18 protein-coding genes, 2 tRNA genes and 1 pseudogene are annotated in these 24,409 nt (G+C 42.8%); 6 read left to right on the forward strand and 15 right to left on the reverse strand.

Features of this window, described 5'->3' with window-relative positions; all coding sequences use genetic code 11:
• Positions 1–5 precede the first annotated feature (5 nt).
• The 4 genes from AB5627_RS11430 to htpG all read right to left on the reverse strand — a co-directional run bounded on the left by AB5627_RS11430 (position 6) and on the right by htpG (position 5,604).
• Complete coding sequence (locus tag AB5627_RS11430) at positions 6–263, reverse strand: HPr family phosphocarrier protein (RefSeq protein WP_022286557.1); 258 nt, start codon at positions 261–263, stop codon at positions 6–8.
• A 19-nt stretch (positions 264–282) separates the two neighbouring features.
• On the reverse strand, positions 283–2,436 hold the full coding sequence (locus AB5627_RS11435; protein WP_333635118.1) for a glucose PTS transporter subunit IIA: 2,154 nt from the start codon (positions 2,434–2,436) through the stop codon (positions 283–285).
• Positions 2,437–2,544: 108 nt separating this feature from the next.
• On the reverse strand, positions 2,545–3,381 hold the full coding sequence (locus AB5627_RS11440; RefSeq protein WP_022286559.1) for a PRD domain-containing protein: 837 nt from the start codon (positions 3,379–3,381) through the stop codon (positions 2,545–2,547).
• A gap of 333 nt (positions 3,382–3,714) precedes the next feature.
• The gene (gene htpG / locus AB5627_RS11445; protein ID WP_368369845.1) at positions 3,715–5,604 is read right to left on the reverse strand and encodes a molecular chaperone HtpG; all 1,890 of its coding nucleotides are present in this window, start codon (positions 5,602–5,604) and stop codon (positions 3,715–3,717) included.
• Positions 5,605–5,856: 252 nt separating this feature from the next.
• Here htpG and AB5627_RS11450 point away from each other — a divergent pair, with 252 nt between their 5' ends.
• The gene (locus AB5627_RS11450; protein ID WP_368369846.1) at positions 5,857–6,882 is read left to right on the forward strand and encodes a lysostaphin resistance A-like protein; all 1,026 of its coding nucleotides are present in this window, start codon (positions 5,857–5,859) and stop codon (positions 6,880–6,882) included.
• A 76-nt stretch (positions 6,883–6,958) separates the two neighbouring features.
• Here the strand turns inward: AB5627_RS11450 and proS are convergent, their stop codons facing one another.
• The 4 genes from proS to ppk1 form a co-directional block, all read right to left on the reverse strand.
• Complete coding sequence (proS, locus tag AB5627_RS11455; protein ID WP_022286562.1) at positions 6,959–8,401, reverse strand: proline--tRNA ligase; 1,443 nt, start codon at positions 8,399–8,401, stop codon at positions 6,959–6,961.
• Positions 8,402–8,426: 25 nt separating this feature from the next.
• Entirely contained in the window at positions 8,427–8,759 is a 333-nt protein-coding gene (locus tag AB5627_RS11460) for a hypothetical protein (protein WP_288177657.1), read from the reverse strand.
• Positions 8,760–8,908: 149 nt separating this feature from the next.
• Positions 8,909–9,823 (reverse strand): CorA family divalent cation transporter, encoded by a 915-nt coding sequence (locus AB5627_RS11465; RefSeq protein WP_022286564.1) that lies wholly within the window; start codon positions 9,821–9,823, stop codon positions 8,909–8,911.
• On the reverse strand, positions 9,820–11,880 hold the full coding sequence (ppk1, locus tag AB5627_RS11470) for a polyphosphate kinase 1 (RefSeq protein ID WP_368369847.1): 2,061 nt from the start codon (positions 11,878–11,880) through the stop codon (positions 9,820–9,822). The genes AB5627_RS11465 and ppk1 overlap by 4 nt, the downstream gene beginning before the upstream one ends.
• A 301-nt stretch (positions 11,881–12,181) precedes the next feature.
• Between ppk1 and AB5627_RS11475 the strand changes: the two genes are divergently transcribed.
• A tRNA-Met gene (locus AB5627_RS11475) sits at positions 12,182–12,258 on the forward strand.
• A gap of 21 nt (positions 12,259–12,279) precedes the next feature.
• Positions 12,280–12,354, forward strand: a tRNA-Glu gene (locus tag AB5627_RS11480).
• 164 nt (positions 12,355–12,518) lie between these two features.
• Here AB5627_RS11480 and AB5627_RS11485 read toward each other — a convergent pair.
• From AB5627_RS11485 to AB5627_RS11505, 5 genes are all read right to left on the reverse strand, one after another.
• The gene (locus AB5627_RS11485) at positions 12,519–13,793 is read right to left on the reverse strand and encodes a tyrosine recombinase XerC (protein ID WP_022286566.1); all 1,275 of its coding nucleotides are present in this window, start codon (positions 13,791–13,793) and stop codon (positions 12,519–12,521) included.
• A 125-nt stretch (positions 13,794–13,918) separates the two neighbouring features.
• On the reverse strand, positions 13,919–14,113 hold the full coding sequence (locus AB5627_RS11490) for a helix-turn-helix domain-containing protein (RefSeq protein ID WP_022286567.1): 195 nt from the start codon (positions 14,111–14,113) through the stop codon (positions 13,919–13,921).
• A gap of 261 nt (positions 14,114–14,374) precedes the next feature.
• Positions 14,375–14,788 (reverse strand): hypothetical protein, encoded by a 414-nt coding sequence (locus AB5627_RS11495; RefSeq protein ID WP_117924401.1) that lies wholly within the window; start codon positions 14,786–14,788, stop codon positions 14,375–14,377.
• Positions 14,789–14,790: 2 nt separating this feature from the next.
• Positions 14,791–15,198: a hypothetical protein gene (locus AB5627_RS11500; protein ID WP_022286569.1), complete on the reverse strand. Its 408-nt coding sequence runs from the start codon at positions 15,196–15,198 to the stop codon at positions 14,791–14,793.
• 375 nt (positions 15,199–15,573) lie between these two features.
• Complete coding sequence (locus AB5627_RS11505; RefSeq protein ID WP_022286570.1) at positions 15,574–17,391, reverse strand: DUF927 domain-containing protein; 1,818 nt, start codon at positions 17,389–17,391, stop codon at positions 15,574–15,576.
• Positions 17,392–17,981: 590 nt separating this feature from the next.
• Here AB5627_RS11505 and AB5627_RS11510 point away from each other — a divergent pair.
• Positions 17,982–19,133: a DUF6076 domain-containing protein gene (locus AB5627_RS11510; RefSeq protein ID WP_022286571.1), complete on the forward strand. Its 1,152-nt coding sequence runs from the start codon at positions 17,982–17,984 to the stop codon at positions 19,131–19,133.
• A complete protein-coding gene (locus AB5627_RS11515; protein WP_022286572.1) occupies positions 19,130–19,867 on the forward strand; it encodes a sigma-70 family RNA polymerase sigma factor in 738 nt (245 codons plus the stop codon). Before AB5627_RS11510 ends, AB5627_RS11515 begins: the two co-directional genes overlap by 4 nt.
• 802 nt (positions 19,868–20,669) lie before the next feature.
• On the opposite strand, the gene AB5627_RS11520 is transcribed toward AB5627_RS11515, so the two are convergent.
• Both AB5627_RS11520 and AB5627_RS11525 read right to left on the reverse strand, forming a co-directional pair.
• On the reverse strand, positions 20,670–21,278 hold the full coding sequence (locus AB5627_RS11520) for a restriction endonuclease subunit S (RefSeq protein WP_256321780.1): 609 nt from the start codon (positions 21,276–21,278) through the stop codon (positions 20,670–20,672).
• Between the two features lies 1 nt (position 21,279).
• Positions 21,280–23,778 (reverse strand): annotated as a pseudogene (locus AB5627_RS11525) (type I restriction-modification system subunit M).
• A gap of 132 nt (positions 23,779–23,910) precedes the next feature.
• On the opposite strand from AB5627_RS11525, the gene AB5627_RS11530 reads away from it, so the two are divergent.
• A partial coding sequence (locus tag AB5627_RS11530; protein WP_368369848.1) for a restriction endonuclease subunit S occupies positions 23,911–24,409 on the forward strand: 499 nt, incomplete at its 3' end.

Raw genomic sequence — 24,409 nt, forward strand, 5'->3', positions numbered from 1 at the left:
AATAATTAAAGTGTTTCCTCAAAAAATGCCTTGAGTGCTTCGGAAGCCTTGTCCTCGTCTGCACCCTCGCAGGTAACAGTAACAGTATCGCCCTGCTTAACGCCAAGACCCATAAGAGCCATAAGCTTTGTGATGTTCACGCTCTTTCCGCCCTTTTCGATAGTGCAAACGCTCTCGAACTCCTTTGCTTTCTTTGCAAGAAGTCCAGCCGGTCTTGCGTGGATACCAACTTCGTCTGTGATAGTGTAGCTAAATGTTTTCATGATGAATACCTCCAAATAATTATTTTATCTTCAAGATCATATCTCCTGCCGAAACGCTGTTTTGTGCAACAGGTTCAACAGACGCAAAATCGTCCGTGTTGCCTATTATCAAAGGCGTTGTCACCTTATAGCCTGCGGCTTTTATCTTATCCATATCAAAGCTTATGAGCAAGTCGCCTTTCTTGACTTCTTGACCGTCACTGACATGGGCTTCAAAATACTGTCCGCCAAGCTTTACAGTGTCGATACCGATATGGAGAAGTATCTCCACTCCATCGTCCGATACCATATTTACGGCATGCTTTGTGTCAAAAACGCTGTCTATTTTTCCGTCGCATGGGGCGTAAAGCTTGCCCTCTGACGGCTCAACGGCTGCGCCCTCGCCCAGTATCTTTTGTGAGAACACCTCGTCCTCAACGTCCTCAAGCTTAACGGCAGTGCCGTTCATGTGGGAGTAAAGCGTTATTGTCTTGCCGTTAGTTTCTGTGTTTTCTGCACCCTCGGTCTGCGGTTTTTCTTCTATTTTATCAGAAGCTTTCTCAGTGCCGATAATGCTGTCAGGATCGTCGCTGTATGGTGAATCGATAAAGTCCTCAAGATCTGATTTTATAACTGAGACCTTTGGTCCGTAAATGACCTGAACGCCGTTGCCCTTGTGGATAACGCCTGAAGCACCGCTGGCTTTGAGCATATCGTCCATGACCTTTGAGGCGTCATTTACTGTAACTCTAAGTCTTGTTGCACAGCAGTCAACGTCTGAAAGATTTTCCTTGCCGCCAAGGCCTTTGAGTATCATTGCACTTACAACGTCTGAAGCCCTCTTGTCTGTGCCCTTTGCCTTTGCCGCCTTAGCCTCGTTCACATCGCTTCTGCGATAAAGCTTAGGTTCAACGTCATCAGGCTCTCTGCCAGGTGTTTTAAGATTCATCTTTGTTATCATAAAGTAGAACACAAAGTAGTAAACAACTGCATAGATAAGCCCCACAACAACTATCCATATCCAGTGGGTCTTTGCGTTGCCCTGCAAAATTCCGAAGAGGGTCATGTCTATAAGACCGCCTGAGAACGTCATTCCAACGCCAACGTTAAGAATGTGCATAAGCATATAGGAAAGTCCTGCCAATACACAATGAACAGCGTACATAAGAGGTGCAACGAACAGGAATGTGAACTCCAAAGGCTCTGTTATACCTGTAATCATTGAAGTAAGAGCCGCTGACAGAAGCAAGCTTCCTACTACCTTTTTCTTTTCAGGACGAGCAGTTTTGTACATTGCAAATGCTGCAGCAGGAAGACCAAATATCATGAACGGGAATTTTCCTGCCATAAATCTTGTTGCCGATACTGAGAAAACTTCTGTTGACTTTGAAGCAAGCTCTGCAAAGAAGATGTTCTGTGCGCCTGCTACCATGTTGCCGTCTATCATCATCGAGCCGCCAAGCTCTGTCTGCCAGAAAGGCATATAGAAAACGTGATGAAGTCCGAACGGGATAAGAGCACGTTCAAGTATTCCATATATCCAAGTGCCTGCATAACCTGAGTTGAGTACAAGCACGCCAAGCTTTGAGATACCAAGCTGTACTACAGGCCACAGATAGAACATTATGATACCAACAATAAGGTATGTGACAGTTGAAACGATAGGAACAAATCTTGTTCCGCCGAAGAATGAGAGCACCTGCGGAAGTTCTGTTTTATAGAACTTGTTGTGCAGTGCCGCAACGCCAAGTCCTACAAGGATACCGCCGAAAACGCCCATTTGCAGCGTGGTAATACCAAGCACTGTCGTTGTGGAATTTTCTGCCATTGCCTCAACGCCGCCCTTTGCGGTGATAAGTGCGCTGATAGTGGTGTTCATTACGATATAGGCGATAGCACCCGAAAGGGCTGCGACTTCTTTTTCCTTCTTTGCCATTCCGATAGCAACGCCCATTGCAAACAGAAGCGCAAGGTTATCGAAAACGGCGCTTCCCGTTTTGCTCATTATGTCAAGTATAGTGTAAAGCACACCGCCCTCATAGATGAATTTGCCAAGATGATAGGTTTCGATAGTTGTGGCGTTGGTGAAAGAACTGCCTATTCCAAGAAGCAGACCCGCCACCGGCAGCAGTGCGATAGGGAGCATGAAAGAGCGTCCCACACGCTGCAATACGCTGAAAATTTTATCCTTCATAATAATAATATCCTCCAAAAAAATTATATCTCAGGCGAATTATCATTATGGTACCGTTAATGATAATACCGCAGCGAATACATTATATATAAGCTGTGGCAACAATGCCTATCCGCTTATTTTCTTCAGATGAATCGAAAGAGTTATCATTTCATCTTCCGATATAGTTTTAGCATAATTCTTCAAAATATGATCCTGCATATGCTTTGCGCATTTATACTGCTTTTTGAATTTCTTTTTTATGATATCAGCGAACTCCTCGTCCCTGCTGAGAACATTAGGAAGCTCCTGAGATTTGAAGAGTCTTTTCGCAAGATATTTTAAATGCACAAGAAATCTTTCATATGCCACCGAGTTCTTGTTTATCTTCCCTGCCAGACAAGCGTCCGCTATCTCAGCACAGCTGTTCACCATTTTAGTGATATCCTGTATCTGTTCCATTTTTGTGCCGAGCCTTGCGTTTATGATGTGCATTGCGATAAAGCCCGCTTCATCACCCCTTAGCTCAACGCCCAAACGCTGATATATCTCCGCCACGCAATATCTTCCAAGAGCAAGCTCCTTCGGGAAGCAGTCGCTTATGGCGTCCATAAGAGGATTATCAAATTCAAGTCCCTGCTTTTTTCTTTCAATGGCAAATGAGATGTGGTCTGAAAGTGTTATTATGAGCGACTCGTTTAGCTGTCCGTCGATATGTGAAGAAATATAGTCCACAAGATCTGCCGTAAGCTTTATATGCTCATATGGTATCTCGGTCAGGCACTCGATAAGTCTTTTTCTAAGCTCTGAGTCTGTGACAAGATACATTTTCTGAATCTTATCCTTATCAGGCTCGTCGCCGTATTTTTTTCCAAAGCCTATTCCCTTTCCTGAGATTATCTGCTCTTTTCCTTTATCGTCTATGACGCTTACGGTGTTATTATTTATCACCTTGATTATTTTCATTAAAAATCCCCCCTATAAAATAAAAAAACCAACCTTAATACGAACTCACACAATATGTTCGTACAAAGTTGGTCATGCCCAGTCTATAAATGAAAGGTAACACTCCAATAAAAGATGTTATGTATCAATTTCACTATAATTATATTAACACACCTGCATTTATTTGTCAACAGCATACATAAAATTTGTTTTCTGAATCTGTTTTTTTAACAAATAAACTCATTTTGTTTTGTATAAAACCTACAATTATCAGCCTGAAAAGCACAAAAAGCCGTGGAAACACTGCTGTCCCCACGGCTTTCGGTATGTTAAGAGAGTATCTGTATAGCTTTATTACTTTGTCATAAGCTCGCAAACAAGGTTTGCAAACTCAACAGGGTTGTCGATAGACATACCCTCGATAAGCAAAGCTTGATCGTAAAGAAGCTTTGTATAGTCTTTCAGCTTGTCCTTATCGTTAGCATAGAGGTCTTTCAGCTTCTCAAAGATAGGGTGATTTGGATTTATCTCCAGTGCCTTTTCAGCCTTTACCTTATTGCCGTCATTCTGAGGCATAGCGTTGAGGACCTTCTCCATTTCGATAGTTATGCTGCCGTCTGATGAAAGACAAACAGGGTGAGTTTTAAGCTTCTTTGAAAGACGAACTGTCTTTACCTTGTCAGCGATAGCTTCCTGCATGAAAGTGAACATATCCTTGTTCTCTTCGTCAAGCTTTTTAGCCTCTTCCTTTTCTTCCTCTGTGTCAAGGTCGAGATCAGCGTCGCTTATGGACTTGAAAGGCTTGCCGTCATAGTTTATCATCACCTTGATAGCGAACTCGTCAACGTCCTGTGTAAAGTAAAGAACTTCATAGCCCTTATCCTTGATCTTTTCAAGCTGAGGGAGCATTTCGATCCTTTCCTTTGTTTCGCCGCAGGCATAGTAGATCTCTTTCTGATCTTCTTTCATTCTTGAAACATACTCTTTGAGTGTAACGTTCTTGCCGTCAAATGAGGACGGGAACATAAGGAGATCTTTCAGAGTTTCGTTTGCAGCGCCGTATGACTGATAAATGCCAAACTTGAACTGAAGCCCGAATACGCTGTAGAACTTCTCATACTTCTCACGATCGTTTTTCAGAAGCTTTGCAAGCTCGTTCTTTATGGACTTTTCAAGGTTCTTTGCGATTATCTTGAGCTGTCTGTCCTGCTGTAAAAGCTCACGGGAGATGTTCAGTGAGAGATCCTCAGAGTCAACAACACCCTTTACAAAGCTGAACCAGTCAGGAAGCAGGTCTGCACACTTTTCCATTATCATTACACCGCTTGAATAAAGCTGGAGTCCCTTTTCATAGTCCTTTGAGTAATAGTCAAAAGGCGCACGGGCAGGTATATAAAGCAGTGCGTCATATGTGGCAACGCCCTCGTTCTTTGAATGGATATGTGCAACAGGTGGCTCATAGTCGCCGAACTTCTCCATATAGAAGTTGTTGTAATCCTCGTCCTTTAGCTCGCTCTTGTTCTTCTTCCAGATAGGGGTCATGCTGTTAAGGGTTTCGATAGCCTTGTGTACCTCAGGCTCTTTACCCTCCTCATTATAATGAGTATGCTCGACTTCCATTCTGATAGGGAATCTGATGTAGTCAGAATATTTCTTTACAAGTGACTGTATCTGATACTGATCAAGATATGTTGAATACTTCTCGTCATCAGTATCGTCCTTGAGTTTAAGTGTGATAGTTGTGCCGACGCCGTCAGGCTTGTCACACTCTTCTATTGTGTAGCCCTCAACACCGTCAGATGTCCACTTGTAAGCCTGATCGCTGCCAAAAGCCTTTGTTACAACGGTAACTTCCTTTGCTACCATAAAAGTAGAATAGAAGCCTACACCGAACTGACCGATGATATCAACATCATCCCCAAGGTCATTGTCTTTCTTGAAAGCGAACGAGCCTGAGTTTGCGATAGTACCAAGGTTGTTTTCAAGATCTTCCTCAGTCATACCGATGCCGTTATCAGAAACTGTAAGCGTTCTGTTTTCCTTGTCGATAGCGATATTGATAGCGAAGTCGCTCTTTTTCATTCCCACAGAAGTGTCTGTCAGGGACTTGAAATACAGCTTATCAATAGCGTCGCTTGCATTTGAGATTATCTCTCTGAGAAAAATCTCCTTATGAGTGTAGATCGAATTGATCATCATATCAAGCAGTCTTTTGGATTCTGCCTTAAATTCTTTTGTCTGCATAAAATCTCGACCTTTCCTTAATAATATTTTACTTTCTTTGAATACTGTTCCATATAATTAGCACTCTATCTATTTGAGTGCTAATTATATTATACAACAAGGTTGATAAAATGCAATAGTTATCACAAAATTTCTCTTATTTATTTACAAATCCATAACATTTCATCACATACCTGACAAAATACCATTTGCAAAAGCACCATGTTGTGTGTTATAATATATAGATAAGACCGAACAAGGGAGGAATAATATTTGACTACCAAAAAGTCTGTTTCTCTGCTGACCCCTGAAAAACAGCAGGAAAAGAAACTTCTTACTATAGATTGCGTGAAAATTTCACTTCTGCTCATTTTATACAACCTGCTAAACAGGATATTCGCAGTGTTATTCTTTTACGTTGCATACACTTACCACTCAGGAAAATTCACTCTTAGCTACTCGGCAGTTCTCAGCTATCTGAAAAAGCAGACCGCTTTTATAAGTTCAACTACTTTTTCCATGACGGCAAATTTGTTTATCACTCTTATGAGCGTGCTTGTTTTTGGGATAGTTTTTGCTATACTTTTCCGAAAACGAGAATCAAGCTTCATAAAGCCGAAAAAAGGCACGGCAGTAAAAGGGTTAAAATGGTTTTCAGCCTGCTTTGTGATAAACATTCTGCTGTCACAGCTCATATCTATCCTCACGGGTATACTTGGTCAAAACGGAGTGACAGTTCCCACAAGCGATTTTTCCATTCATCAGCCCTCTGCCATTGCAGTAATAGTGCAGTTCTCATACGTTGTGATAATAGCCCCTATCGTGGAGGAATTTATCTACCGTGGAGCGATCCTCACGGCTCTAAGCCCATACGGAAGGGGTGCGGCGGTGCTTTTCTCAGCGCTTGCATTCGGACTTATGCATGGAAATATTCCTCAGGCGGCTTCGGCATTCGGCACAGGACTTGTTTACGCTATTATCGCCGCAAAGTGCGGCTCGATACTGCCAACAGTTATAATACACTGTCTAAACAATCTGCTTGCAAACTTCTCGTCCATATCTGATGCGATAGGACTTGAACACTATGAAACATTCATGAGCGTTGCTGAGATAGTCATAGGTCTGGTGGGCTTTATGGTTCTTTTCACAAGCCTTAAAAAGCTTATCATTGATGACAGCAAAAACGTGCTTACACCGAAAGAATGTCGCAGATACGTCTTTACAAACCCTGCCACTATAGTATATATGCTCTGCCTTATCATACCGATAATAAAGAGTCTTGTCCAAGCAAACAGCTAAAAATCACAAACAAAAAAACGGGTGACTGCCAATAACAAATTGACAGCCACCCGATATTTTTTATCCAAAAAGCCTATTAATAAGCCTTGCCCCAAAGCACCATATGCTTCGCAGGCTTTCCACAGCATACGCAGGTATCTGCTATCTCTTCCTGCTCGAACGGGATACATCTTGAACCTACTCCTGTGAGTTCCTTTACCTTATCCTCGCAAGCTTCATCGCCGCACCACATTGCCTTAACAAAGCCGTCGCCCTTTTCCTCAAGAGCCTTTGTTATCTCGTCAAGTGTCTTGCAAACATAGGTACGTCTTTCTCTGTTTTCAAGTGCCTTCGCATAAAGGCCATCATGAACAGCCTGAAGTCTTTCATTTACAGTTTCAACAAGCTCACCAAGCTTGCAGAATACCTTTTCTCTGTTGTGTCTTGTAACAAGCACACACTGATCGTTCTCAATATCCTTTGGACCAATTTCAAGTCTTACAGGAACGCCCTTCATCTCATACTGTGCAAACTTCCAGCCAGGTGACTGCTCTGAATCGTCGAGCTTAACTCTTATGCCTGCATTTTTAAGTGTGTTGTAAAGCTCGTTAGCCTTGTCAAGAACGCCCTCTTTGTGCTGTGCTATAGGTACGATAACTACCTGAACAGGTGCAACAGCAGGTGGCAGAACAAGTCCGTTATCGTCGCCGTGTGTCATTATAACTGCACCGATAAGCCTTGTCGTAACGCCCCATGATGTCTGGAATGGGTGTGCAAGCTTATTATCTCTTCCAGTATAAGTGATATCGAAAGCCTTTGCAAAGCCATCGCCAAAGTAATGCGAAGTGCCTGCCTGCAAAGCCTTGCCGTCGTGCATAAGAGCCTCAATAGCGTACGTTGCTTCTGCACCTGCGAACTTGTCGCTCTCTGTCTTTCTGCCCTTTACGACCGGCATAGCAAGCTGCTTCTCGCAGAAATCAGCGTATACGTTGAGCATTCTCTCTGTCTCCTCGATAGCCTCCTCAGGTGTCTCGTGGATAGTATGACCCTCCTGCCACAGGAACTCTCTTGAACGAAGAAATGGTCTTGTTGTTTTTTCCCAACGTACAACAGATACCCACTGATTGTAAAGCTTAGGAAGATCTCTGTAGGAATGAACTATATTAGCATAATGCTCGCAGAAAAGCGTTTCAGACGTCGGTCTTACGCAAAGTCTGTCTTCAAGCTTTTCACTTCCGCCGTATGTTACCCAAGCTACCTCAGGAGCAAAGCCCTCAACGTGGTCTTTCTCCTTCTGAAGCAGGCTCTCAGGGATAAACATAGGCATGCAAACATTTTCATGACCAAGCTCCTTGAACTTTGTGTCAAGTATATGTTGGATATTCTCCCATATTGCGTAGCCGTAAGGTCTTATTACCATACAGCCCTTTACGCTTGTGTATGAAACAAGCTCAGCCTTCATACATATATCAGTATACCACTTTGCGAAATCCTCGTCCATGGAGGTTATCGCGTCAACCATTTTCTTATCCTTAGCCATTTATAAAACCTCTTTCTTATATCATTCAGGCATTGTCGTCCTTTTCGCTGCTGTTCGCAGGAGGAGCGGCACTGCCGTTTTTCTTTTTCTTCTTGAAATTAAAGGCGTAAATATCCTCATTATATATTTTATAGTTTGGATCCCAGTCATCAAGGTGGGACTTATCAAATATGCCCTGTACTTTATAGTTCTCAGGATCATTCCCTGTATCCTCACCGTCCACCCTTTCGGGATCGTCCTTTTCGGCAAGCTCAGGGTGACGTTTTTCAATAAATCGTGCTATTTTGGGAGTGATAAGGCAGGCAATGACGATAAAGGTCATTATTACGACACAGCCTGCTGCCAGCTTCAACAGCAATAGCAGTAATTCTTTATTCAGACAAGTCACCTCTTTTCGCAAATATAAAGTTATTATAGCACAATTATTATCCAAATTCAAGAGGTGAAATATGAATTTACCGCCATTTCTGACCTTTAGCACGAAAAAAAGGCGGAACAAAGTCCGCCTTAAAGCATTTTCTTTCGTTTGAAAAAGATTATACACACTATCACTACTATTACACTAAGGGCTATAACACCCGGATACCCCTCTTTAAGTTCGGGCATATTCTGAAAGTTCATGCCATACCAGCCTGTGATAAGGGTCAGAGGGAAAAATATAGTGGATATGACCGTAAGAAACTCCATATTCTTGTTCTGCTGAGCATTGACATGGGACTGATAAGCGTCTCGCACCTGCGTTGCATATTCAAGAAGATGTACAGTTCTGCCCATGAGCCTGTCGGCACGGTCTGAGATAGTGCCGAAATATTTTTTCTGCTTTTTCTCAAAGAAGCCGTTCTCGTCCTCTTCAAGCTCTCTGCCCAGATCCATTATTTCATCATAGTAGCTTCTCAAAATAAGAAGCTCTTTTCTGATAGGCGTTATGGTTTCAAGAAAATCGTCCGTCTTGCCATCGTTTACGTTTTCCTCAAGCTCCATAAGCTTTTGCTCATGTTCCGCAAGAAGCTCGGTGTCACGGAGCATAAATTCGCTGAAAAAATTGTAGATAAAATGCTCCCTGCTCTCTCCCTGATTATGCCTGCTTCTCTGTATGCGTTGGACTAACCTGAGCGAGAACTCCTCATCGTCTATTATCACCATGTTTTTGTTGTCAATAAAAAACTGTATCCTGTGTCGGCTTCCCTTTATGTCAAGAAGCTTGGGGATAGAAAGCGTGCCTGCCAGACAGAAAGGCTGTGATTCTATCTTACAGAACACAACGTCACGCAGGGATATCACGCCCTCGTAGGTTATGTTCGCCGTTCTGAGGGTTTCCTCTGCGTGAGCAGAGTCGGTAATAAACACAGCTGAGCAAGTTTGTTCGCTTAGCTGTGCCGGTGTTATTTCTTCAAGTGAACCCTTCAGGGCAAATATGGTCATTTATCCTCGACCTCCGCCTTTGAAGCTCTTTCATAGGCAAGGTCATAGAAAAGTTCCTGAGAATTGAGCGGCTCTTTGCCGTCTGAAACAAGGGTATATTCCCCGTCAGAGTCAAGCTCTCTTGATTGACAATTATCTGCAAGCATTTTGTCGAACATCATGCTTATCTGAGACTTGATATCCTCGTCAAGAATAGGTGTAGCGACCTCAACACGTCTGAGGGTATTTCTTGTCATAAAGTCTGCGGAAGCAATATATATCTTTCTTTCCTCGCCCTTGCCAAACATATAGATACGGGAATGTTCAAGAAAACGTCCTACAATGCTTATTATCCTGATGTTGTCGGTTTCGCCCTCAACGCCTGGGATAAGACAGCATATGCCTCTTACCACAAGGTCTATCTTAACGCCTGCTCTTGAAGCTTCGATAAATCTGTCGATTATCTTCTTATCAGTGAGAGAATTTATCTTCACGCCTATATAGCCCTCTCCCCCTGATTGTGCTATGGCTATCTGCTCGTCTATCATATCAAGCACCTTGTTTTGCAGACAATTCGGTGCAACAAGAAGCTTGTCAACGCTCTTTACAGTATCGTCAGAAGCAAGAGCATTGAACACGTCTATAGCGTCCTTTGCGATGTCCTTATCGCAGGTCATAACAGACAGGTCGGTATAAAGTCTTGAAGTTTTCTCGTTGTAGTTTCCAGTGCCTATCTGAGTATAATACTCGGTCTTTGTGCCTGAACGCTTTGTGATAAGGCAAAGCTTTGAATGTACCTTATAGCCCTCCAGACCATAGATAACAGTACAGCCAGCCTTTTCGAGTCGGCGTGACCACTCGATATTATTTTCCTCATCAAATCTCGCCTTAAGCTCCACCAATACAAGAACGTCCTTGCCGTTCTCTGCGGCTTCACAAAGGGCTTCGACCACCTCACTGTGCTTTGCCACACGATACAATGTCATTTTTATAGACACCACATTTTTATCGTCAGCCGCCTCACGGAGCATATTGATAAAAGGCTTTATGCTATCAAAAGGATAAGAAAGCAGTCTGTCTTTCTTTTTTATCTGCGGCAGTATAGGCTTGTTATCGTCAAAGGCAGTAAACCTCTGCGGAACTCTCTTTTTATAGAAAAGCTCGGTTTTCTGTCTGAGTATATCCTGTATCTGGAACAGGAATGACAGATCAAGAGGAGTGCTGTTTCTGAAAACAGATTTTTTATTCACTTCAAGCTGTTTGCAGAGCAGGTCAACGATATTGTTATCAAGCTGTCTTGAAAGCTCCAGTCTGACAGGTGCAAGACGCTTTCTTTTCTTGATAAGGTCAGCCATGAACTCACGGTAATCAAGATCTTCGTCGTAAAGTGCATCAGCGTCGATATCAGCATTTCTTGTAACTCTTATAAGCGACTTTGACTTGACGGTGTAGCCCTTGAAAATTTTAGGTACATAGTGGAGGATAAGCTCCTCAGAGAGCATATACTTGCCTGTTGAACCGACCTTTATAAGTCTTGGAAAGACCTCACTTCCGCAGGAGATAACACCCAGCTTCTCCTTGGAATTTTTGCTTTCAAGGACAACTGCGGCATAGATATCCTTATTTTTAAGGAAAGGGAAAGGCTGTCTTTTTCCCACCACCATAGGCGACAGGAGCGGAGCTATCTGATTGAGAAAATACTGCTCCAACTGAGAATTTTCCTCCGCTGTAAGCTTGGAAAAATCAACAAGAGCAACGCCCTGCTCGGCTATTTTCTTCATAAGGTCAGCGTATATCTTATTTTTACGCTCGTTAAGCTCGCCCACTCTAGCGATAACGGCTTTGAGCTGTTCCTTAGCGGTCATATTTGTTTTATTTTCCCTGCTGTCTGGATCGACCTCCATCTGGTCAGTAAGCGAGCCTACACGGACCATAAAGAACTCGTCCAGATTGCTCTGATAGATAGAAGCAAAAGAAAGTCTTTCACAGAGTGGCACGCACTCACGCTCAGCTTCCTCAAGGACTCTTTCATTAAATTTCAGCCATGACAGCTCTCTATTCATAAACACATTTTTCATTGTGCCATACTCCTTTTATTATGATATCAAAACATCTATACTGATTTAATATATTATATCACAAAACGGCAAACTGTTAAAGAGTTTTAAGCAAAATTCATGTAAAATATTCTTATTTTACACTTCCTATATTGTAGCTGCACACAAAAATTATGCAAAATGACGCATTTGCTTTTTTAGTGAAAGCATAATACTGTGCAAAAAGGCAAAAATCAAAAAAGTCCAAACTTTTTGCGCAAAAAAGGTTGACAACGGGGCATAAATAGTGTATAATAATCAAGTCGCTATGAGAAACGCATATGGCGGTATAGCTCAGTTGGCTAGAGCACTTGGTTCATACCCAGGGTGTCACCGGTTCAAATCCAGTTACCGCTACCACATTTCTCATAGCGAAAAATCGGCCCGTTGGTCAAGAGGTTAAGACGCCGCCCTTTCACGGCGGAATCATGGGTTCAATTCCCGTACGGGTCACCAAATCATATGCTCGGAAACAGCGTAAATGCGTTGTTTCTGAGTTTTTATTTTTCCCTAAAATCCACTCAACCACTTATCTGCCACTTATTTTGAAAATAACCGCTTTCGACTACCTCTTGGCTGTGTTCTATGTACCCCGCAAGGCTTGTGCCCTGCGGTTATTTTTATGCCCCGAAAACTTGTCCGAACTGTTCTTCTTCCTGCTCGTCCTCATCTTCGTAGGTGCCCTCTGTGCTGTCCTCGGAGTGCTTTTCTTCTTTCGCTTTAACCTCGTTCGTGAAGCTTAGAGCGTTGCTTATCGCATCGCAGTTGCGTGCTCTCGCCTCTTGGAACATATGGGAATATAAATTTAAGGTCGTTCCAACAACGCTATGTCCCATATCTGCGGACACCGCTACAACGTCCACACCCTCAAAAATCAATAGCGAGGCATGGAGGTGACGTAGAGAGTGAATATTTCGAAACGGTATTCCGATGCGCTCGCAGTAGCCCTGAAGCCACTCAAAGGGAGTCTGCGGATTCATAGGTGCGCCGTTCCATTTGGTGAACAGCCTGTCGTGGTCCTCCCATTTTGTACCGAGCTGTTTCGCTTCCTTGTCCTGCTCTGTCTTGAACTGCTTTAGCAGATTCATTATAGACGGTGGAAACTTTGACACACGCTTGGACTTTCGCGTCTTGGTGGTGTCGGTGTATATGCCCTTTTCCTTTGTATACTGAGATGTTCTGCGGACATGGATCAGGCTGTTCTCAAAGTCGATATCTTTCCATTCCAATCCCAGCATTTCGCTGCGCCTGAAGCCGCTGTATATCGAAAGCAGAAGGTACACCTGGTATTTCATAGGCTCGTCCCTTAAATGTTCGTAGAGTGTTTTTACCTCGTCCAGCGTATATATCTGCTTTTCCTCTTGCTCGGATTTTGGAACAACCACCCGTCTGCAAGGGTTGTCAGTCAGCATTCCCATACGGATAGCGTAGCTGAACACATCGCTGATAAGGCTGAGATGATGCACCGCTGTTTTGCGTGACAGCGGCTTTCCGTTGTTCATGTTCTTGCCGTTGATAAGCAAGTCAGTCACAAATTTCTGAATATCTCGACTCGTTATTTTGTCAAGTCTTTTATGACCAAGTGCTGGGTATATGCGTTTGGTGAGTTGTTTCATTCTCGAATATGATGTGGAACGCAGATTGACCTTTGCATATTCTTCAAACCACTGTTCGGCAAATGTCTCAAACTTGACTGCCGCAGTTATCTGTCCTCGCTTGCAGTCCTCCTCGAAAAGTATTGCTTGACGCTGCACCTCCTTTTCGATCTGCCGAGGTGTCATACCAGGCTCAGGTTTGTAGCTCTTGTACTGGTTGCGCTGCTTACCGTCTACGCCGTAGCCGCATGATACCTTTATTTCGTAAGTCCCATTGGGACGCTTTCTAATAGTCGCCATATATATTAAAACCTCCGTTTCAAAACCATGGCGCATTTCTACCGACAACATTTTACCACATCTCGGTGGAAAAGTCCAGAGAAATGCGCCGCCGTATACTTGTATCTTTCCTATGAGCTAATTTCTTACGATGTTTTTCCACGGAGATAGTTCAGAAAAATATCTTTGTTAATGAGATACTTTCTGCCGGCCATTATGTGCGGAATTTGATCGTTGATGCACATCTGACGTACTCTGTACTCGGTCATGCCGTTTACAAGAGCAGCCGCCTCCTTGATCGTAAGCATGGTGATCTTTGTTTCGTTTTTGTTTTCTGCCATTGTATTATCGCTCTCCTTGTTGTTTTGGTAATTCTGCTTATGGTATGTGTGATGTTCATTTTTACAGCTGTCCTTTCATAGTGTTTTCAAGGGTACAGTGAAATGTTGTACCCTTGGTATGTCGGAAATATATTACGTGTTCTCATGTCAGTAAAGCTGACATACAGCAACGTTTTGTTACACAACTTAATATGAGGTAAGGATTCGTCCACTCATCGGAGACCTCGTCACGTTCCGTTACTCTATCGATGCTTGTTCAGATTATTCATCATCGGCTATACCCTCATCAAAGTTTCTTGTTATCAGATCATCAAGATTGATTTTCCCTCTTGTGCGTCTGACATTGTTGACCGCCTCGCGCCTGATGTCCTTCAACTCGTTCTTGCTAACCTCAAAGACGCCTGCGAGAATAGCTATCAGCATTTCAACCTCGACTGCATATCTGAACAAGCCTTTTGATATTTTTGTTATGCCTTCATCGCTTGCCTGAGCAATGCACTCCGCAAGCTCCGGCACAAGAACATTACTCTTGGTATAGATAGTTCTTGTCGCAAGAAACAATTTCAGTGCCTGCTCTATCAGTTCCGAGCGGCTGATGTCCTGCTTTGTACAATAATCATCACACTCTGCAAGCACATCACCGGACACATAAATCCCTGTTCTGATTTTATCCAAGGTCAATCCTCCTTCTGATATTTGTAGGCATTTCTGAAATCAATAATGCCGTTTGTCCTGCGCACATCTTCAGTACACATTCCGTACAGCTTACCGACATCGGTTTCATCGACATCTGTCACCGCCGCAAGTATGTGCGACTGTATTGCAGACTGCACCGCCAGCTTGAACAATGCTCTGCTGATACGCTGCTCACTGCCTTTTACGATCCCGTCAATGACAGCTGATACCGTTTCACCGAGATACTCTGTCATATTCTCCGAATTACAATCAAGATATCCTGCATAAAACCTTATCGCTTTTTCAATAAAATCGCTCTGCGACTTTGCATTTGCTGCCGCCATATGAGTGGTCAGCAGTTCTTTTACTTCCGGGTAGAGCCACACCGCTTGTTTTTCTTTGTTCGCCATGGAAACGCCTCCTTAATACTGTTCGACTTTGTTCTTTCGCTGATATTTCGGTCGTGATTTCGCAGCGTTGCCCTCTTATGGTAACACACCCCAAAACCACAACCCCCTAAAATACTGCACAAGACCTTGCCCAAAAGCTCGCAATTGCGGTCGGCTTTGCCGTCCGCTGTGAATGCGGCGACCCCGCCGCTTTAACCTGCAATCTTATTCCTCTACGTCATAACCGCTTGGAATTTACCCGGCCCGTGCAATATGCCGACAGCCGATTTTACTCCATTTTTCTCATCTTCCTTCTGCAAAAAATATCTTGCTGTACCTCGCTCACAAACGCCGACAAATCGCTCACAGCGGCGTTTTGTTGGCTCGTTGGTTAAACTATCCGACCTCGGCTGTGGGGCGGTACAAATCGCCCGATAGCCGTTCTTCCATCTTTAGCTTATTCAGCATCGCCACATTCACTACTGTGTTGGAGTTATCCCTGACCGAGACCGTGTTGCGGCTTGTCCTTGACAGCAGCAAGCCCTCTTTACGAAGCTGACGGAGTAGCTCATTTTTGCTAATAGAAAAATGCTCGCCCTGCTCGGCGCACAGCTTTCGCACCTCGGAGTGTGTTGTGTCTGCGAACAGGTAGTAGTGCTCATCGTCCTGCAAGCCGATGCAGTTTCTCTGACGGGGCGTGGAGTCAAGCCCTTTTGTTTCTACATAGCACCTGCCGCTGTCCAGCAGACTTTTCAGCTTCTCACAGAAGCGAGTGGTCGGATTTTCAAGCTCGATGATTTCTGCGTTTGCAGACACAGCTTTCAAAACGATCTCGTCGAACACCTTTTCAAATTTATCAAGCTCCGACTTGTTGATTTGATTTTTCGATTTAAGAAACACAAGCAGAAATGCAAACCCGATTTTCAAGTGTGCAAGCATGTCGGGTGTGCGGTTGTGAAACTTAATTCTGTTTGCACACAGCCTGTCCAGATAAAACTTGCGGTATTTCAAAAACACATCTTCGAGTGTTTTTACAAAAGCACTTTCATCATCAAGATACACATTTTTAATCCACTCAATGTAGCTTTGCATAATCCCACACAGCACTCCGTCATTTGCTAACTGCTGATATTCTGACAGGTCATCAAGCTGAACATCGTTTTCATTAAGTTCAATATTGAAGTATCTCGCCGAACCCGACACGGAAATTTCAGGAGTGTACTCCGCTGTGATAATTGCATTGCCTGTAGGCGGTTTTGAAGATTGTAACTCCGCTTTTGAATTTAGTCGCGCACGACCAATTCTATCACCGTAGTATCGCGAAATATTCTGCGCAATGCTTTTCATCTCCTGTTCGTGAAACATTCCGCTCGGATGAAAATCGTCAATGCAAGTCAACACGTCTTTTAAATAGTATATGTTGCTCAAAATGCTATTCGCTGTGTCGTGGAATGACATCGGTAGGTCGCTTGCTGAAAACTTTCCGAAGAACGAAAGGAACAGCGCTGCAAGTGTGGATTTACGACTACCCGTCTTACCAATCAGCGCAGTCACAAACTTTGGCTCACAGCCTGCACTTTTCAGAAAGTGATTGAGCGGACACAGAAACGTTACCGCCAGCAGCGGTAGCATAACACACTGCGGTGCAAAACTGTTTTCAAGCATTGCAGACAAGTAAATCAAGTCCTCCTGCGAACCCTTTTCAGTGAAAGAATAGTTTTTCAGCTTGCCCTGCAGTTCAACGGTAAACGGACTGTTCTGCGTCGGCATCAGGAACACATACTCACCGTTTATCTTCTTCCAACCAGTTTGGAGATACATAGTTTCAAATTTCACCTCACCTTTCGTTAACATAATTGCGTGGCAGATTTTACTTAGCACGTTTTGCTTAGGCTGTGCAGCACCCAATGCACCCCAGCGGTTTAAGAGCCATTTCATGTTTTGCATTTCGTCTGCGGAAACAATCTGCTCCGACAGTTTAATTCCCGACTTGTGAACCGCACCGACCTTGAACATTTTCTTTTGCTCTGTGCCGTCATCTCTGGTGATTTCCGAAATAAGTGTGGGAACAAAGTCTGCAAGTTTCATTGGAACGACCTGATCTTTCACCTGAACCATTTCATAAAGGCAATTGCTTTTAACAACGTAGGGATAATTGTAGACTGTTTCATCAATCAGTTTTGCTTTTTTTCCTTCTGTCATGATTTCTGACATTGGCATCACTCCTTTTTTAATTTATGTAGTTGTTGTGGTGTGTCCTGCGCTTTCAAACATTAGCCGAACGCCCGACAGCTTATCAGGCTCATAGAGCAGCGTTCCTATTGCTTGCGACGGTTGGTATCACGCTCGAGAACGTGCAATGTCAGCAAGCTGAAACGTAAGTATCCGTTTCTGATTTTCATCGCCAACTGCAGTTGCTAGATGCAGGTTGAAGATTGTATTTGTCGCTCGTTTTGAAATACAAAAGTCATGGCGTACATCTTCAGCAGCTGGAACAGTTCATCACCCCTCCGTCAGAAATAACGTATTCGGTTACCGATTATTCAATTTTCAAGATTCCGTCAATCATTCGCTCTGTATATTAATTAGGCGAATTTTTTCTAATTTATCAAATCGCATTACAGGCAAAAAATCCATTCACTACATGGTTTCAAATGCTTATATCAATTGTACAATAAAAGTTACCACAAATCTGAAAAAGTGTGATATAATAAATACAGGTCACCGCTAAAAACCTCCACCGCACATCTGCGGCATAGGATTTTAGAGCTGACCTATAGATACACTTTTGAGGGGTACTTGACATGAACAATGCAATTTCAAACAATCCGAATTACGATATGCCCGACGACAGCTTTTTTAATTTCTATTTTCTTATTCACAAGAATAGAATTTTCACAACAAAAATAGCTTTGAAGGTTGGCGAAATCACAACGGCTCTGCTGAATATGAAAGCTGAGGATATGAAAAAGATTTATGACTTAACCGTCTCTTTTGCGGGGTTTGCAGATAATAATATGGCGATGAAAAACGAGCAGACTATGACGGAATTTGTTGACCGCATAATCGAAATCGAACAAATTGCGGTGACTTTACCACCGTACTGCTATGTGAATATTGACCTGAAAAAAGAAAAACAGCGTGCCGAAATAATGAAGAGCAAGGCTTTCTACGGCAGGCTGTATGATATGACGTCGGAGGAGTTTGCGGAGTATGAGAGGTACAAAAAGTTGTTTTCGGGGTACGGGATTGGGCTTTACATAATCGCCTGCTGCATAGCCGAAATGTCAGATGAATATTTTACACGGCTTAAGAAACGTGACGAAAGCAACTATGCGATTGCGTGGGGTGCGTTTAACGAATATTCCACACTTTCGAGTGAGCTGATGGCGAGCGTGCCGTACTATGAAAAGGCAAGAGTTCGTGAAACCATGGACGTAAATATCGGCGTTTCGGGAATGATTGATCCCGATGATAAAGACAAGACATGGGTGGTTGATACCTGCGAATTTCATAATGCGCAAAGCGTTATTCAATACGATTTTTTCAGAGGAATGCAGCACGGCAGAGCGCCTTTTCGCTGTCACCACTGCGGACGTTTTTTCCTTGCGACTGACAGCTACAAGACGTTTTACTGCAATGAAAAGTCTCCCGAAAATCCCAACAGAACCTGCCGTCAGACTGGCGCGAAAAACAAGCACAAGGAAAAGGCTGAGAACAATCCGATTATCCAGACCTACCACAAGGCGAGGAACAAATATTATCAGCAGAAATTCCGAGGAAGTATTTCGGATGCGGATTACGACAAAATTCTGCACTACCTTGAAACCATGCGTGACAAGGCAATTCGGGGCAAAAGTGACGAGAATGGAAATCTGATAACGTACAAAACGCTCGAAGAGCTTTTTGAAAAGCACACGCTTTACAAGACATTAAATATCGGGGAAGAACAATGACCAAGAACACAAATGAACAGCTGATTCAGGATAATTACCGCAACGTATACGCACTTGCACATTCTCTTGCAAAATCATACAATCTTGCATTTGAGGCTTTTGAGGACTTGCAGAAGGTCGGCTACATTTCACTGATTGAGCAGTCGAAGACCTTTGACGAGAACAGCGGTGTGCCTTTTTGGACATATGCCTGTAAGGGTGTTAAGTTGAAAATGCTCGAAGAACTCCGCTTTATTCTCGATACGGTGAGTATTTCGCCTTATTTGAACAAGCAGATAGGAAAGGTGAGGAAAATCGTTTCAGCCAATGCCGAAAGCAACACATCCGAACTTATTGAAATCGTAAGTCAAATACTCAAAATATCAGCGGACAAATCCGAGGAGTTGCTGATTTTAAGCACAAAAGAGAAAACAAGCATTGATGAGTACCAATCAATGCTTGAAAGTGGTGAGGGTATGCAGGATGACAAGCTTGAAGATAAGCTTAGGTCCGATTGTCTGAATCCCGAAGATCTAATGCTGGAGCAGGAAAATCAGGCTTTTGCCATGCTGTTGGCGGACAGTCTGGACGACATTCTAAGTCATCGGCAAGCGGAATATATCCGAATGTATTTTGGCATCGGGTGCGCTCCGCAGACCTTTGAACAAATTGGGGAGGAGTTCTGCGTTAACGCCGGCACGGTGGAAAAGGGCGTTAAGTCGGCTCTGAAAAAGTTGAAAGAGTATATTGACTGACCTATGTTCTATCGAGTTTCCAGAATGGGAATTCAGGTAGTATGCGTACTCCATTTTTGCTCCGTATTACCGCATTACAAAGAGCTATTTGCCCAGTATTCTCAGCGTTTTGCGAGGTTTCGGCTCGCATTACATTTGCATAACACAAAACAAACAAGCATATTACAACGGAGTGGCTGTAGTACGCTTGTACGCTATTGTATGCTTTTTTTGAGGCGTGGTATTACTCATAAAGTGCGGGTTTTACGGCACTTGCGAGAATGTAAGCTTTGTACGGCAGATTTTGACGGAGAGCTACACCTTACTCAGATTTTCATTCTTGCCGAGGAGCACGTCAATCATCAGCTTTTCGCCGTCACGGAATCCGGCTGAGTAGTTATCCACGGACATTACATCGTTAAGCTAAAACTGGGTGTCACATATCTTTTTGAGCAGTTCACCGTTTTCATCTCCGAGAATTTTGATTATCTGGTCATACAGATCAGCCTCGGTTTTCATCAGCTTGGCATACTGCGAATTGTCCCGAATTTTTGCGTCGAAAAGCCTAAATTGCCGTAGTAAAGGTCTTTTATATAGTTCATTTTTGATACCTCCGTGATTGGTTTGGAAGTACGGTATATCACAATTATTCGTGGAATGGTAGTGGCAGATGTGATGAAAATTGAGTGGTGGATTTGGGGAGAAGTGATAAATTAGAATCATTTTACTGTTCAACTGGCGTTTTAGCCACTGTTAAAGGCAGGTGTGTGTTACATTTACGTTAAAAAATGTAAACATATATTGAAAAAATATGAAAAGTATGCTACAATGAAATGAATGCAAAAATGACTTTTTCAAGCTTACGCTGATGAAGGGTGATAAGGGAGTCGAGATGAGAGAAATAAGCTCCGATTTTCTTCTGTTCAGCAAGACTTGGAACAGATAATGCAAAATTAGCATACTCCTGAGCATTGACACCAGGCTGTCCGGAACGCTGAGAAGTGATACGAATATAGCTATCATAACTGTCTGTCAAAGTATTCTGAAACACAAAATCCGCATCATAATCGCTTTTGATTTTTGCTCGGATAAGGAAGCCTGCAAAATACAAATCACCGTCAGAACGGCGATAAATATAGGTTTTTCCTACACTCGCTCCGGTTCTTGCAAATAGAACATCGCCCTCTTGCAGTAAATAATCATCTGCGGTTGAAAAGTCTATGTCGGGTGATGTGAGATCATCTTGCAAGAATAGATGTGTCGAATCATCTATGTCTGTAATTCGTATATATTTATGCTTGCCGTCATATTCAGTGGCGGCAGCGTTTAGACCATATTCAAATGATTCTGAAATCTCGCCCAACTTACGCTGTTCCCAAGTATCAGTGAAATCCTTGAATCTTATTGCTGGAACGTTCGATTTTTTCGTCATTTTACACACCTCCCAGCAGTTTTTTCAGTTCTGCCAGACCTTGCATATCAAAATCGTTGCCGACTAAATCGTCAATCATTGTACAAAGTGATTTTTCGGTCTCTTTGATTTCTTCGTCAACCTCTTCAAAAGTGGTTTCATATTTCTTGGAAAGCACCTCAAGCTTTGAAATCAACTCGTTTACAATATTAACGGGTAGCTTAAAAAGCTCGGTCACAACAGGGGTGATCCATTTTGCTTTCAGGAATTCTCTGATCTGCTCGTCGGTCAGCTGTTCGATCGCCGCCTTTGTTTTTATAATCAAAGCCGCATTGTCTTCCTTGATTTGCTTTTTCAAAGTCTTTTCCTCTTTGGCAAGATCGGTATATTTCTTGAGTACAGCAATGATCTCGTCTTCAACATCTCTCACCTTTATTGACTTTTTAACCTCCGCCGCAACAAAAGCAGTTTTGTCATCATTTACGAAAGCCCTTGACTTGTCCTCTTCGCTAAGTCCGTCAAGCAGTTTCTCATATTCGGATGCAATTTTGGAGAGCCTTGTTTCATATTCATTCAGCTTTGAAAGTTCATCGAAAAAATACGCAGACTGAACAAGACCGAACGGAATAACGTGTCCTATCCAGCCTTCCTGAACTTCGATTTCTTTATTGTCTTTCCTCTTGATAACCATATTGGGATCGACCTGTCTTGCAGCACCAAATCCCTCTGTCTGAATGATTTCAAGGTCAATTGCGATTCTGCTCCACTCGTTATCAAGTATCTGGTAAGCCTCATAAACGTCCACTAGAGGAATGTCAGCAAGTCTTGCAAAAATATTGTCAGAAAGAGTGCTTTCTTCCTTAGATGTGTTAATTGCGGTCTGGTCACAGCCGATCAGTTCATCATAAAGATAAGTATCAAGATCTGCAAAAGCTGTTTCAAACAAGCTTGCAAAGCCGGTTACATCGGAATGTTCGTGTACAGCCTTTTTTATGTCCTCTACAGAAAAGTGGACATACTCCGCACCGTTATCACCAAACAGCGCACTTCTCAGGTTCGGAAAAGCATTCCAATAAGTCGAAAGTCCATCAAGCTCTTTGGCAGGAATTCCACCGAACATAGACGCATAAATATCCCAGCTTTCAGCATTCTCGGAAGAATCCACATAACGTGGGATGTTCAGGTTATAATCATTTTTTCTGATTTCTTCACGGCTGACAGTCCTTGAAAACTTGTCCACATTCTTGCGTGCACTTACGGTATCAACAATACGCTTAATATCAGATGAACGCAGTTTGTTGTTCTTTCCAATCTTTTCAAAGCCTTTTGATGCGTCAATAATCAGAACGTCGTTGCAGTCGCCACGCTGTTGCTTCAGAACCATAATGATTGTCGGTATACCCGTTCCAAAGAATATATTTGCAGGGAGTCCGATAATTGTGTCGATCTGGTTCTTCTCGATAAGGTTCTTACGGATTTCACCTTACTCACCGCCACGGAACAGAACGCCATGTGGCAGAACAATTGTCATAATTCCATCGGGTTTGATATGATACAAATCATGCAGTAAAAACGCATAGTCCGCCTTGCTCTTTGGTGCAAGACCGTATTCACTATATCTAGGATCGGAGTCCTTTCCTTCGGGATTCCACGGCTGAGAGTATGGCGGATTTGAAACAACGGCGTCAACACGCAGTACAGGCGGATAGCTGTCCAAATCAATCGGCCAGTCATCTTCAAGGGTGTCCGCATTTCTTGTAAAGATGTTTGCCGGTGTAATTCCGCGCATTACGAGATTCATTCTTGTCAAGTTGTATGTATTCTCTTTCAACTCCTGCGCATAATACTGAACCTGCTCGCTATCCATATATTTTGCGGCACTGCGTCCAATATTTATAAGGAGTGAGCCTGAACCGGAGGTTGGGTCATATATAGCAATATTTTCCTTGCTTTTAAGGTGATTTGCAACGATTTCGGACATAAGCAGCGACACCTCGTGCGGAGTATAGAATTCGCCTGCCTTTTTTCCTGCGTTCGCTGCAAAATTGGAAATCAGATACTCATAGATGAAACCAAGCACGTCATATCCCTGTCTTTCATCCATCGGGATATCCTTTATCAGTCCAAGCAAGTCACTGATTGCCTTTGTTCTTGCACCGCTTGTCTCACCTAGTTTAGAAAGTCCGGTCTGCAAAGTATCAAAAATCTTGTCAAAAACTTTTCTGTGAGTGCTGTCAATCAGACGGTCAAACGCCGATAATGCATCTGTAATGTTGGAAACATCGAAATCTTTGCCTTTTTTCAGCCAAGTTGAAAAAAGATTTTCATATGAAATAAAATAGCCTATATTCTTCTTGCACTGTTCGACAATGTCGGTATCTTCCTCAACGAGTTCGGACAGATCTGCATCTTCCCAGTCATTCTTTTTCAGATACTCAACTTCCTTATCGGAAAGAAATTTATAAAAAATAAAGCCAAGAATATAGTCCTTGTACTCATTCGCCTCAATTTTGGAGCGCATTTTATTTGCTTACTCCCATATTTTGTTTGCAAGTTGCTGTTTATTCATAGTTTCCTCCTAAATATATATTTTTAAGTGTTTTTATAGCCGTGCTTATTAGCTGACGCTTGGGAACAGCGTAAGTTCTCGGAATTGACTGAAATTAGGTCTGCTTCAAGAGTTCATAAAGAAGAATGGCAGTCAAGCGGAGTACCATTTTATAGGTCAAGTGATGTTATGGCTGCATTAAATGGAACAGAAAATGAAAAGGCATTTATCTCAGAAGAACTATATGAAAAACTGTCAGCCGTATCCGGTAAATTAGAAAAGGGAGATATACTTGTAACTGGCGGTGGTTCTGTTGGAAAGCCTTATATAGTGCCAAATAACGAGCCTTTATATACAAAAGATGCTGACTTATTATGGGTAAAAAACAATGAGAAATTAGTTCCGTATTTTATTTATACGTTCTTCTTTTCACCTGCTTTTTCAGATTATCTTAATAGTGTCTCTCATGTTGGAACAATCGCACATTATACAATTACTCAACTTGAAGAAACTCCGATAACGCTCCCTTGTGTATCAGAGCAACAGAAAATCGGAGACTATTTCCGCAACATCGACTCCCTTATCACCCTTCATCAGCGTAAGC

The sequence above is a fragment of the Ruminococcus sp. RTP21198st1_G1_RTP21198_201120 genome (assembly GCF_040924265.1).
GTDB lineage: Bacteria > Bacillota > Clostridia > Oscillospirales > Ruminococcaceae > Hominimerdicola > Hominimerdicola aceti.

Bases quoted from the DNA above. Each gene is read 5' to 3' on its own strand.
- AB5627_RS11430 (WP_022286557.1), bottom strand. From the start codon at position 263: ATGAAAACATTTAGCTACACTATCACAGACGAAGTTGGTATCCACGCA.
- AB5627_RS11435 (WP_333635118.1), bottom strand. From the start codon at position 2,436: ATGAAGGATAAAATTTTCAGCGTATTGCAGCGTGTGGGACGCTCTTTC.
- AB5627_RS11440 (WP_022286559.1), bottom strand. From the start codon at position 3,381: ATGAAAATAATCAAGGTGATAAATAATAACACCGTAAGCGTCATAGAC.
- htpG (WP_368369845.1), bottom strand. From the start codon at position 5,604: ATGCAGACAAAAGAATTTAAGGCAGAATCCAAAAGACTGCTTGATATG.
- proS (WP_022286562.1), bottom strand. From the start codon at position 8,401: ATGGCTAAGGATAAGAAAATGGTTGACGCGATAACCTCCATGGACGAG.
- AB5627_RS11465 (WP_022286564.1), bottom strand. From the start codon at position 9,823: ATGACCATATTTGCCCTGAAGGGTTCACTTGAAGAAATAACACCGGCA.
- ppk1 (WP_368369847.1), bottom strand. From the start codon at position 11,880: ATGAAAAATGTGTTTATGAATAGAGAGCTGTCATGGCTGAAATTTAAT.
- AB5627_RS11485 (WP_022286566.1), bottom strand. From the start codon at position 13,793: ATGGCGACTATTAGAAAGCGTCCCAATGGGACTTACGAAATAAAGGTA.
- AB5627_RS11490 (WP_022286567.1), bottom strand. From the start codon at position 14,113: ATGGCAGAAAACAAAAACGAAACAAAGATCACCATGCTTACGATCAAG.
- AB5627_RS11500 (WP_022286569.1), bottom strand. From the start codon at position 15,198: ATGGCGAACAAAGAAAAACAAGCGGTGTGGCTCTACCCGGAAGTAAAA.
- AB5627_RS11505 (WP_022286570.1), bottom strand. From the start codon at position 17,391: ATGTCAGAAATCATGACAGAAGGAAAAAAAGCAAAACTGATTGATGAA.
- AB5627_RS11510 (WP_022286571.1), top strand. From the start codon at position 17,982: ATGAACAATGCAATTTCAAACAATCCGAATTACGATATGCCCGACGAC.
- AB5627_RS11515 (WP_022286572.1), top strand. From the start codon at position 19,130: ATGACCAAGAACACAAATGAACAGCTGATTCAGGATAATTACCGCAAC.
- AB5627_RS11520 (WP_256321780.1), bottom strand. From the start codon at position 21,278: ATGACGAAAAAATCGAACGTTCCAGCAATAAGATTCAAGGATTTCACT.